General features: G+C 72.4%; 11 protein-coding genes. 6 read left to right on the top strand and 5 right to left on the bottom strand.

Annotation, left to right across the window (positions count from 1 at the left end; all coding sequences use genetic code 11):
• Positions 1 to 119: 119 nt before the first annotated feature.
• Positions 120 to 1,382, bottom strand: coding sequence for an RNA polymerase sigma factor (locus FBY41_RS22610; protein ID WP_141847452.1), 1,263 nt, complete (start codon positions 1,380 to 1,382; stop codon positions 120 to 122).
• Positions 1,383 to 1,412: 30 nt separating this feature from the next.
• Here FBY41_RS22610 and FBY41_RS22605 point away from each other — a divergent pair, with 30 nt between their 5' ends.
• From FBY41_RS22605 to FBY41_RS22595, 3 genes are all read left to right on the top strand, one after another.
• Positions 1,413 to 2,573, top strand: coding sequence for a glycoside hydrolase family 76 protein (locus FBY41_RS22605; RefSeq protein ID WP_260439980.1), 1,161 nt, complete (start codon positions 1,413 to 1,415; stop codon positions 2,571 to 2,573).
• Between the two features lie 41 nt (positions 2,574 to 2,614).
• Positions 2,615 to 3,301, top strand: coding sequence for a hypothetical protein (locus tag FBY41_RS22600; protein WP_141847450.1), 687 nt, complete (start codon positions 2,615 to 2,617; stop codon positions 3,299 to 3,301).
• A gap of 93 nt (positions 3,302 to 3,394) precedes the next feature.
• Positions 3,395 to 4,537 (top strand): alpha/beta hydrolase family protein, encoded by a 1,143-nt coding sequence (locus tag FBY41_RS22595; protein ID WP_141847448.1) that lies wholly within the window; start codon positions 3,395 to 3,397, stop codon positions 4,535 to 4,537.
• Between the two features lie 169 nt (positions 4,538 to 4,706).
• Here the strand turns inward: FBY41_RS22595 and FBY41_RS22590 are convergent, their stop codons facing one another.
• Positions 4,707 to 5,093 (bottom strand): YciI family protein, encoded by a 387-nt coding sequence (locus FBY41_RS22590; RefSeq protein ID WP_141847446.1) that lies wholly within the window; start codon positions 5,091 to 5,093, stop codon positions 4,707 to 4,709.
• 175 nt (positions 5,094 to 5,268) lie between these two features.
• A complete protein-coding gene (locus tag FBY41_RS22585; protein WP_141847444.1) occupies positions 5,269 to 6,186 on the bottom strand; it encodes an NAD(P)/FAD-dependent oxidoreductase in 918 nt (305 codons plus the stop codon).
• Between the two features lie 59 nt (positions 6,187 to 6,245).
• On the opposite strand from FBY41_RS22585, the gene FBY41_RS22580 reads away from it, so the two are divergent.
• From FBY41_RS22580 to FBY41_RS22570, 3 genes are all read left to right on the top strand, one after another.
• The gene (locus FBY41_RS22580) at positions 6,246 to 6,686 is read left to right on the top strand and encodes a MerR family transcriptional regulator (protein ID WP_141847442.1); all 441 of its coding nucleotides are present in this window, start codon (positions 6,246 to 6,248) and stop codon (positions 6,684 to 6,686) included.
• Between the two features lie 76 nt (positions 6,687 to 6,762).
• Positions 6,763 to 7,776 (top strand): NAD-dependent epimerase/dehydratase family protein, encoded by a 1,014-nt coding sequence (locus tag FBY41_RS22575; protein WP_141847441.1) that lies wholly within the window; start codon positions 6,763 to 6,765, stop codon positions 7,774 to 7,776.
• A 78-nt stretch (positions 7,777 to 7,854) separates the two neighbouring features.
• Positions 7,855 to 8,055 (top strand): hypothetical protein, encoded by a 201-nt coding sequence (locus FBY41_RS22570; RefSeq protein ID WP_141847439.1) that lies wholly within the window; start codon positions 7,855 to 7,857, stop codon positions 8,053 to 8,055.
• 120 nt (positions 8,056 to 8,175) lie between these two features.
• On the opposite strand, the gene tatA is transcribed toward FBY41_RS22570, so the two are convergent.
• Positions 8,176 to 8,505: a Sec-independent protein translocase subunit TatA gene (gene tatA, locus FBY41_RS22565; RefSeq protein WP_141847437.1), complete on the bottom strand. Its 330-nt coding sequence runs from the start codon at positions 8,503 to 8,505 to the stop codon at positions 8,176 to 8,178.
• Between the two features lie 122 nt (positions 8,506 to 8,627).
• The gene (locus tag FBY41_RS22560) at positions 8,628 to 9,857 is read right to left on the bottom strand and encodes a nitrate/nitrite transporter (RefSeq protein WP_141847435.1); all 1,230 of its coding nucleotides are present in this window, start codon (positions 9,855 to 9,857) and stop codon (positions 8,628 to 8,630) included.
• Positions 9,858 to 9,882: the final 25 nt, after the last annotated feature.

The following is a 9,882-nucleotide window of genomic DNA, read 5'->3' as shown; positions in this document are numbered from 1 at the left end:
CTGGCCCGCTCGATGCCTGACCCGCCCGAGCGCTTCAGCGACGGCATCCCTGCCGCCATCTGGGCCTGACCCGCGCCCAGACCCGCTGAGCACCTTCATGACGCTCGAGCTCTGACCCGTTAGCTGCCTGTGACGCGAGCCGCCTTGCGCCGCAAGTAGTCTCGCTCCGGCTGGCTCGTCGTGAGGTCGGCGGCGGCGAGGTAGCTCTCGCGTGCCGCCTCCCGCTCACCGGCCTGCTCGAGCAGGTGCGCGCGCACGGAGTGGAGCCGATGGTTTCGCGCGAGAGACCCCGACTGCTCGAGGTCGTCGACGAGAGCCAGCCCGGCCTCCGGCCCTCGCACCATGGCGAGCGCGACCGCCCGGCCCAGGGTGACCATCGGCCCCGGAGCCGCCTCCTCGAGCATCCCGTAGAGCGCCAGCACCTGCTCCCAGTCCGTCGCCTCCACGGTCGGAGCCTCGTCGTGCACGGCCGCGATGGCGGCCTGCAGCTGGTACGGCCCGACCGGCGTCGACGCCAGGCTCCACGTGAGGAGCCCGACGCCCTCCTCGATCTGGTCGCCCAGCCACAGCGACCGGTCCTGCTCCGCCAGCGGCACGAGCGACCCGTCGGCCGCCGTGCGGGCGGGCCGTCGCGCCTCGGTCAGCAGCATGAGCGCCAGCAGGCCGGCGATCTCGCCGTCGTCGGGCAGGAGCTCGCGCGCCGCCCGAGTCAGCCGAATCGCCTCTTGTGTCAGGTCGACTCGCTGCAGCTGCGGCCCGTGGCTCGTCGTGTAGCCCTCGTTGAAGACGAGGTAGAGCACGTGCAGGACTGCGGCCATCCGCTGACGGAGCTCGTCGCCCTCTGGCATGCGGAACGTCGCTCCCGCAGCACGAATCCCCTGCTTGGCACGGCTGATCCGCTGCGCCATGGTCGCCTCCGGCACGAGGAACGCACTGGCGATCTCGGCCGTCGTCAGGCCAGCGACCGCGCGGAGCGTCAGCGCGACCTGGCTCGGCGGCGTGAGGCCCGGGTGGCAACACAGCAGGAGCAGCGTCAAGGTGTCGTCGCCGCTGGCGTCGACGGCTCCGGCGTCCCCGACCTCCACCCACGCGTCCGCCGCCGCCTCGACGAGCGCGTCGGTGGGCATCGCTCCGGCATCGGCTCGCTCGCGCCGGGCCCGCGCATCGTCGGCACGCCAGTGGTCGATGAGCCGGCGCGACGCGACCCGCACGAGCCACGCCCGGGGGTCGTGCGGCATACCGTCGCGGGGCCACTGCGTCGACGCGGCGAGCAGTGCCTCCTGCACGGCGTCCTCGGCGCGGTCGAAGTCGCCGTAGCGTCGCACGAGCGCCCCGAGCACCTGGGGTGCCAGGCCGCGCCACAGCTGCTCGCCACTCTCCACGCGGCCATCATCGCGGGGTAGCGTCGGCGCGTGCCAGCCGCATCCACGCCAGCCCCGCCCGACCCGTCGTGGGACGCCCGCGCAGCCGAGGCCGAGCGGTCGGTGACGACACTCTTCGGCGCGCGCCTCGCAGGTATGCCGTTCACGCACCTCGCGCGCGTCGCCCACCCCGCGCGCGGCCGGGTCGACAACCCCTGGCACTACTGGTGGCAGGCCCACTACCTCGATGCCATCATCGACGCCGGCCTGCGCAGCCTGCGCGGCGGTGACATCGACGAGGCGCGGGCACGGGCCCGCAGGGGCGACCGGCTGCTGCGGACGATCCGACTGCGCAACCGGGCCCGATGGGTCAACGACTACTACGACGACATGGCGTGGCTCGCCCTGGCCGCCGGCCGGCTCGCGGTCCTGCACGCCGCCCTCGGCCGTGCTCGACCGCAGCGACGACTGCGCACCGCCGAGCGCGACCTCACCCGCCAGCTCAGCTCGGCCCTGACGACGGAGCTGGGCGGCGGCCTCTTCTGGAGCGTCGAGCGCGACTTCAAGAACGTGCCCGCGAGCGCCCCGGCCGCCCTGCACCTCGCCCGGCTCGGGCGGCTCGACGAGGCGCGCGGGATCGTCGACTGGCTCTACACGAGGCTCTGGTCGGCGGAGAGCCGCCTCTTCCTCGACGGCGTGCGGCTCACCTCGCCCCCCTCGGAGGGGTCGGCCCGCCGCGGGGGCCGTGCCGAAGTCGTCGTCCCCGACATCTGGTCCTACAACCAGGGCACCGTCCTCGGCGCGCTCGTCACGATCGGTGACGAGCAGAGCCTGCGGCGCGCGGCCGATCTCGTTGCGGCAGTGGGTGATCGGCTGACGACTGAGGCGGACGGCATACGCCTGCTGCGGACCCACGGCGACGGGGACGGAGGTCTCTTCACGGGTATCCTCGGTCGCTACCTCGCACTGGCCGCCACGACCGAGCGGCTCGCGCCCGACGCTCGTGACATGGCAAGCCAGCTCGTGAGCGCAACCGCAGAGGGACTGTGGCGGGGCCGCGACCTGCGCGGGCGTGACCGGTCCACCGCCGTGTCGGTGTGGTCACCCGACCCGCGCAGCCCGGCGCGCACGAGCCAGCCCCCGGGGTCACGCATCGAGCTGTCGACCCAGGTCCAGGCGTGGATGCTCCTCGAGGCAGCGGCTGTCGTCTGACGTCCCGCGCGCGACGTTGGAGCATGGCTAGGGTGACCGCCATGTCCCCTCGCCGGCCGGTCGACGACCCGCCCCGCTGGGTGTCGGCCCTGCTCGTGCTGCTTGCGCTCGTCCTCGGCTACGCCTACGGCTGGGTCGCCTCCGCGATCCCCTCGCCGAGCGACCCCGACGTCTTCTGGGTCGCGAACCTCGCGGCGCCCTTCGTCGTGCTGCCTTTCGTCGTGGCCGCGTGGGTGGGCTGTCGGCGCGCGTCAGGACTGCCGGGCGCGGTCTCGCTGGGGGCGCTGACCGGGGCCGGCATGGTGGCGGGCTTCTACGGTCTGCACCGCGTCGGGCGGGATCCCTCCGCCGACCCCGGTCAGGTCGAGACCCTTGCGGGCGCGTACGCGAGATGGCTCTCGACGTTCGTGCTCGGCCGGCCGGGCGGCATACCGTGGCTCACCATCGGGGTCGTGTGCGGCTGCGCGGCGGGCGTGCTCGCCTGGCTCTGGACCCGGCGCGGTGCTCGATGGGCGGGACTCCTCGCAGTCTCGCCCCTCCTCCTCGAGCCGCTGGCACGAATGGCTCTGGGGGCACGCGGGATACCACTCGCTGGTGGCTATCCTCGCCTGCCCGGCAACCTCACGATATGGGCTCTCGAAGCGGTCGTGGGCACGCTGGCGGTCTGGCTCGTCGTCCGCGTACCCACCGCCGACCGTCAAGTGGGACGGCAGCGCATACGCGGGTGACCCCGTCGGCCGCTCGCTGTCCGCAGGTCACGATCGGGTCGCGTCTTCGGGACCGCCGGCGGCATTCGCCGATCCGCGGGTGACACTCGGGTGATGAGCGACCGTCGCCGAGCCGTTCACGTGTCCACGACCCCTGAGGTATGCCGTCGGGTGGCCATCACGGGCCTCGTGGGCGCTCTCGCCTCGGCGTGCTCTGCCACGGGCAGCCGGACCGGGACGGCGACGGGTCCGTCGGGGTCCGGTGCCCCGAGGGCATCCGGTGGGGCGCCCGTCGGCACCTCGGCAGCAGTGAGCCCGACGGGGCCGCCCACCTCAGCCATCCCGTCGGCCACGTCCTCACCCCGCCCGAGCGCGACCCGGCCGGCAGACCCTGCCTCGATCCAGGCGCTCATCGACCACCGCTACGACGGCCGCAACCTCAGGCTCAGCCGCGAGCGCGGCAGCACGAGCGCCTACCGGCAGTACTTCGCGACCTACCAGGGCGACGGGCTCACCATCTCGGGACGCATCAACATCCCCCGAGGCCGGGGCCCCTTCCCGGCCGTGGTCCTCGCGCACGGCTACGTCGACCCTGCCGAGTACACCAACGGCGAGACGATGCTCCGCGAGCGCGACTACCTCGCACGGCAGGGCTACGTCACCCTGCACATCGACTACCGCAACCACGCGCAGTCGAGCACGGATCCCGACAACGACGCCAACCTGCGGGTCGGCTACACGATCGACGCGGTCAACGCGGCGCTGGCGCTCAAGGCTCACCCCGCCGTCGACCCGAAGCGTGTGGCGCTCATCGGCCGGTCGATGGGCGGCGGGGTCGTCTACAACGCGATCGTCGCTCAGCCCCGCGTCTTCCGGGCCGCCGTCGCCTACGCCCCCGTGAGCTCCGACAGCGTCGACAACTTCAACAAGTGGGTGCGGCGCGACCCGTCGAGGTCAGGCGCCGCGGCGAAGGTCATCGCTCGCCTCGGCACACCGGAGGCGCAGCCGGCGCGATGGGCGGCGACGAGCGCCCGCACCTTCTTCGGCCGCATCACCGAGCCGCTGCTCATCCACCACGGCACGGCCGACGAGGACTGTCCGCTCGCGTGGTCGCGTGAGTCGGTGGCTGCGCTCGAGGCGAAGGGCAAGCGGGTCGAGCTGCGCGTCTATCCCGGAGGGCGACACACCCTCACCTCGCCGCAGTGGGACACCTCGATCCGGCGCACCGAGGCCTTCCTCGCGCGGCACCTGTCCTGACCGAGCTGACCGAGAGCGCCCCGGCCGCGACGGCCTGCCGTCGCGCCGAGCAGACGATCCAGCTCAAGGGCAAGAGAGGCTGCCGCACCCCCGACACCCAGGATTCGAGGTGATCGCCACACCCACGGGGGTGCAGCGATCACCTCGGATCGGAGGAGGGAGGGGGTGGTCAGGCGGTGGGTCCGGTCCAGCCGGGCCGGAGCTCCACCGTCTCGCCGGGCCCGGAGAAGCTCTGCACGATCTCCTCGGCCCGCTCCTGGCTCGCGACGTCGATGAGGAAGAAGCCGGCCAGGTGCTCCTTGGTCTCGGAGTAGGGCCCGTCCGTGGCGACGCGCCGACCGGCGTCCCACCGGTAGAGCCGAGCGGTCGACGGCGCGGCGAGCGCCTCCCCGCCGACGAGCTCCCCGGACTGCGACAGCTGCGTCAGCATCGTCTCGAAGTCGGCGTTGCTGCGCTTGCGCTCCTCCGCGGGCAGCTCCTGGTGCTCGGCGAGGAAGTCGCTGGTCGGGTGGCCCCACGGCTGGGGGTTGGAGTGGATGAGGATGACGTACTTCACGACTTCTCCTTCGTCAGTGGCGGCCGCCTCGTGCGGCCTCAGGAGTGACGTCGGAGCCGATCCGACATCCTCGACATGACCGCGGTGACCTTCTCGGGCCGCGTGCCGCCACCTGCGGCGCCCGAGGGCTCCGAGCAGCGTATGCCGCGTGGCCCGGGAGCGCCTCGCGAGTCCCTCACAGTCCCTGTGCCATGAGGGTCGAGTGCGCCGTCATGCCGGCGAGCTGGCCCATGGCCTGGGCCATGACGACGGACGCCATCGGCCCCGGGAAGGTGGGCTGGTGCGCGAGGTCGCCCGCGGCATACACCCCTGGGCGGCTCGTGCGCCCGAACTCGTCGATGCGCACGCACCCCGACGGGTTGAGCTCGAGGCCGAGCTGAGCGGCGAAGGGCGCCGACTGGTGCAGCGTCGGCCTGACGAAGAGCACGGAGACCTGCTCGTGCTCGGGACCACGGGAGGCCCCTCCCCCCTCCGCGGCACCGAGCGTGACCCGCACTCCGCCCCGGCGCCGCTCGACGGTGACGATCGGCTCGGTGCGCACCGCGGATCCGCCCTGCCACGTCTCCGGAAGCGGCTCGCCGTTCGTGAGCACGACGAGCTCCGAGGCGATCGGGCCGAGCATCGCCACGTAGTGCGCAGCCGACTCGCCGCCGATGATGCCGATGCGGGTGCCGCTGAACTCGTGCGCGTGGCAGAAGGGACACTGCGCGGCGAGGTCGCCCCACAGCCCCCCGAGCCCGTCGATGGTCGGCAGCTCGTCGCGCACACCGGTGGCGAGCACGAGCTGCCGTGCGGTGAGCCCCGAACCGTCGGCGAGCTGCAGCCGGAAGGTGTCACCGGTCTGCTGGATGTCGTCCGCTCGCACCTGCAGGACCGTGATGGAGTCGTATGCCGCAAGCTCCCGGCGTGCGGCAGCGCGGTAGTCACCCGGCGGGCGCCCGTCGTTGGTCAGCACGTTGTGCATGTGGGTGACCGCGGCGTTGCGGTAGGTGCCGTCGTCGAGCACGACGGCCTTGCGGTGGATCCGGCCAAGAGTCAGGGCGGCCTGGAGGCCGGCGGGTCCACCGCCGACGATCGCGACGTCAGTCTGCACGAGGGTCTCCTTCTGTGGTGCTGTCGGTGCCTGACTGGAGCGTGTACCTTCATGTCGACATGAAGGCAAGTGAGAAGAACGAGACGTGGACGGTCGGTGAGCTGGCCGCGCGTTTCGACCTGCCCACCAACGTGTTGCGGCACTGGGAGTCGACCGGTCTGCTTCACCCTGCGCGCGACGCGTCGGGCTACCGGCGCTATGACCACGACGACCTCGTGCGCGTCGCCGTCATCGTGCGCAACAAGTCGGCCGGGATGTCGCTCGACCAGATCCGGGCGCTCATCGACGGTGAGGCGAAGGGGCGTCACGAGGTCCTCGAGGCCCACCTGCGCGACCTCGACGAGCGCTCCCGCGCCATCGAGCGCTCCCGCGAGATGACCGAGCACGCCCTGCGCTGCCAGGCCCACGACATCGTCGCCTGCCCACGCTTCGCCGGGTTCGTCGCCGACCTGACCGCGGGGCGCACACCGTCCGTGCGCCCGGAGGAGTGGCACTTCTGAGCCCCGCCCTTCGGCCCGTCTTCCACCAAGAGCGAAAACACTTGGCAGGCGGGGCGACCCGCGTGAGGATCGGTCCATGAGACTCCTCGTGCTCGGCGGAACCCACCACGTCGGCCGCGCCTTCGTCGAGGCGGGCCTCGCCCGCGGCGACGAGGTGACCACCGTCAACCGTGGTGTCAGCGGGCCCGACACCCCGGGGGCCCTGACCTGTCACGCCGACCGGCTCGAGGCAGGCTCACTCGCGGCGGCCCTCGGCGCCGACGAGTGGGACGTCGTCGTCGACACGTGGTCGCTCGCCCCCGCGGCGGTGCAGGAGTCGGCGCGGCTGCTCGACGGGCGAGCAGGCTCCTACTGCTACATCTCGTCGCGCTCCGTCTACGCCTGGCCGCTCGAGGTGGGGTCTGACGAGAGCGCGCCCGTCGTCGAGGGCGACCCCGCCTCCACCGAGTCCGACGACTACGCTGCCGCCAAGCGGGGCGGCGAGCTGGCGGTCCTCGCCGAGTTCAGTGGCGACGTGACCCTTGCACGGGCCGGGCTCATCCTCGGGCCGTACGAGATCGTCGGACGGATGCCGTTCTGGCTGAACCGAATTGCCGCCGCATCACCAGGCGGGCGCGTGCCCGCCCCCGGTCCGCGCGACCGGCCGCTGCAGTACGTGGACTGTCGCGACATCGCCGAGTGGGTACTCGACTCACGACCGATCGGCACTTTCAACACCGTGAGCCGTCCCGGTCACGCGACGATCGGCCAGGTGCTCGATGCCTGCAACGAGGTCACCGGGGCCGGCGCGGAGCTCGTCTGGCTCAGCCCCGAGACGATCGAGGCGGCCGGCGTCGCGCCGTGGACCGAGCTGCCCATCTGGCTGCCACCGACCGGGGAGTACGCGGGCCTGCACGACTGCGACGTGTCCGCCGCCATCGCTGCCGGGCTGAGCTGCCGTCCGGTCGAGGAGACCGTGGCCGACACGTGGGCCTGGCTCCAGCGCGAGGGACTGCCCGAGCGCCCGACCAACCGCGGCGCCGGCCCCATGGACGCTTCCGCCGAGGCCCGGCTGTGGGCCGCCCACCGGCTCGACTCCGCGCGTCCCTGATGTCAGAGACACGGGCTCAACGGGCATGGGGTGAGGGCGTCGTCAACCGACTCGCCGCCCCCGTCGAAAGGACCGCCCATGTGGGCTTTCTTCTCCCGCCGTGCTCGCCTCTGGCTCATCACGGTGCTCGTCGCGCCCCTCGCCAGCCTCGTCCTCGGCCGGCTCGGCACCGCGCTCGAGCGGCGCAAGGGCCCGAGCACGCTCAGCCGCGGCCTCCAGTCGGGCAGCCGGCTCCTCAACCGGCGCCGGTCCAAGGCCAAGGCCAAGCACCGCGCCTGAGGGCAGCGACGACGAGGCGACGGGGGCCCTCCACCGACCGAACACACCGAGCAGTCGTCACACCCACGCGGCACACCTCGCGGATCTGACGACTGCTCGGTGTGTTGCGCGGGAAGAAGGTCAGCCGGTCGTCCGATCGAGGGCCTCACGCTCGGCGCGAAGGCGCGCGACCTCGGCGTCGGCGCGGCGGCGGGCCAGCTCGGCCTCTGCCGCAGCCGCACGGGCCTCGGCGTCCGCGAGCGAAGCCGGCCCGGCGGCATACGGGCGCGGGGTCGTGGCCTCCGTGCGAGCGCCGGGTGAGGCGTCGGTGTGCATCTGGTCGACCTCGGACTTGAAGATCCGTGCCGAGCGGCCGAGGCTGCGGGCCATGTCGGGCATCTTCTTCCAGCCGAAGAGCAGCACGAAGGCGATGACGATGATGCTGAGCTCCGGCCAGCCGAGATCGGCCATGGCGTCCTCCTTCACGATCGGGACGCACGGCGCCCCTCGGCGGGAGGGTAGGACCGCGGGGTGGGAGATCCCGGAGAGCTGGCTGCGTCCTCGCTGGAGACCCCCAGCCCGCGCCGGCCGACTCAGGCCACGGCCTCCGTGCGACGCGCCTCCTTGACGCCGACGAGGGCGAAGATGAGCGCGGCCACGGCGACGAGGCAGAGGAGCATGAGACCGAAGCCGTAGTGGTCGAAGACCTTGCCGTAGGTCGCGCCGAGCACGAGCGGCGGGAAGTAGCCGCCGAGCCCGCCGGCCGCACCGACGAGACCGGTGACGCTGCCGACCCGCTCCGGCGGCGCGAGGCGCGCGACCCAGGCGAAGACGCCGCCGGTGCCGAGGCCGAGGAAGAAGGCGATCGAGACGAACGCCGCGCCCGCCGGCAGCTCGAGCGGAGGCTCGAAGGCGAGCACTGCCGCGAGGACTGCCGTGCCGGCCATCGAGATGGCGACGACCGCGCGCGGTCCGATCCGGTCTGACAGCGTGCCGCCGATCGGGCGCGCGAGCACCGCCGCGATGGCGAAGCCTGCCGTGCGCGTGCCGGCCGCCGTGAGGTCGAAGGAGTAGACGTCCTTGAGCAGCGTCGGCAGGTAGGTCGAGAACGCGACGAAGCCGCCGAAGGCGACGGCGTAGAGCAGCGACATCTGCCACGTCACCGGCAGCTTGAGCGCAGCCTTCAGCTTCGGCACGACGGGGTCGGTGTTGGGCTTCCACGCCGGCGAGTTGCGCATCGCGGTCCAGCACAGGGCTGCCGTCGCGACGAGCATGAGGGCGATGATGATGTGCGTCATGGTGTAGCCGAACCACGTGACCATCCGCGGGGTCAGCGCTGACGACAGCGCGGTGCCGCCCATGCCGGCGCCGAAGACACCGGTGGCGAAGCCGCGCCGGTCGGCCTGGTACCACGCGTTGACGAAGGGGACGCCGACGGCGAAGGTCGTGCCGGCGATGCCGAGGAAGAAGCCGAAGAGCAGCATCAGCGGGAACGACTCGAGGTTGCCGGCGAGCGCCACGAGCAGCACGAAGGGGACGGTCACGAGGGTGAGGATCGGGAACATCGTGCGCCCGCCGTAGCGGTCGGTGAGCGCTCCGACCGGGATGCGCCCCACGGCACCGACGAGCACCGGCGTCGCGACGAGCAGCGCCTTCTGGCTGCTGCTGAGGCCCATCTGCTCGGTGTACCTCACCGCGAGCGGGCCGATGATGTTCCACGCCCAGAAGGTGATCGCGAAGGCCCAGGTCGCGAGGGCGAGGTTCTTCCCCTGCCCACTCAGGCCCACGCTCGGCGGCGGCGCGGTGGGTGCGGTCCTGCTCATGAGTTCCTCGATCTGTGCGTTGTCG

Origin of the sequence: Humibacillus xanthopallidus (assembly GCF_006716675.1) — a bacterium.
Taxonomy (GTDB): Bacteria; Actinomycetota; Actinomycetes; order Actinomycetales; family Dermatophilaceae; genus Humibacillus; species Humibacillus xanthopallidus_B.
Note: the sequence above shows the minus strand (reverse complement) of the source record. Positions and strands in the feature narration are given on the sequence as shown.

Coding starts and splice junctions, on each gene's coding strand:
- FBY41_RS22560 (WP_141847435.1), bottom strand. CDS start 9,857: ATGAGCAGGACCGCACCCACCGCGCCGCCGCCGAGCGTGGGCCTGAGT.
- FBY41_RS22595 (WP_141847448.1), top strand. CDS start 3,395: ATGAGCGACCGTCGCCGAGCCGTTCACGTGTCCACGACCCCTGAGGTA.
- FBY41_RS22600 (WP_141847450.1), top strand. CDS start 2,615: ATGTCCCCTCGCCGGCCGGTCGACGACCCGCCCCGCTGGGTGTCGGCC.
- tatA (WP_141847437.1), bottom strand. CDS start 8,505: ATGGCCGATCTCGGCTGGCCGGAGCTCAGCATCATCGTCATCGCCTTC.
- FBY41_RS22575 (WP_141847441.1), top strand. CDS start 6,763: ATGAGACTCCTCGTGCTCGGCGGAACCCACCACGTCGGCCGCGCCTTC.
- FBY41_RS22580 (WP_141847442.1), top strand. CDS start 6,246: ATGAAGGCAAGTGAGAAGAACGAGACGTGGACGGTCGGTGAGCTGGCC.
- FBY41_RS22570 (WP_141847439.1), top strand. CDS start 7,855: ATGTGGGCTTTCTTCTCCCGCCGTGCTCGCCTCTGGCTCATCACGGTG.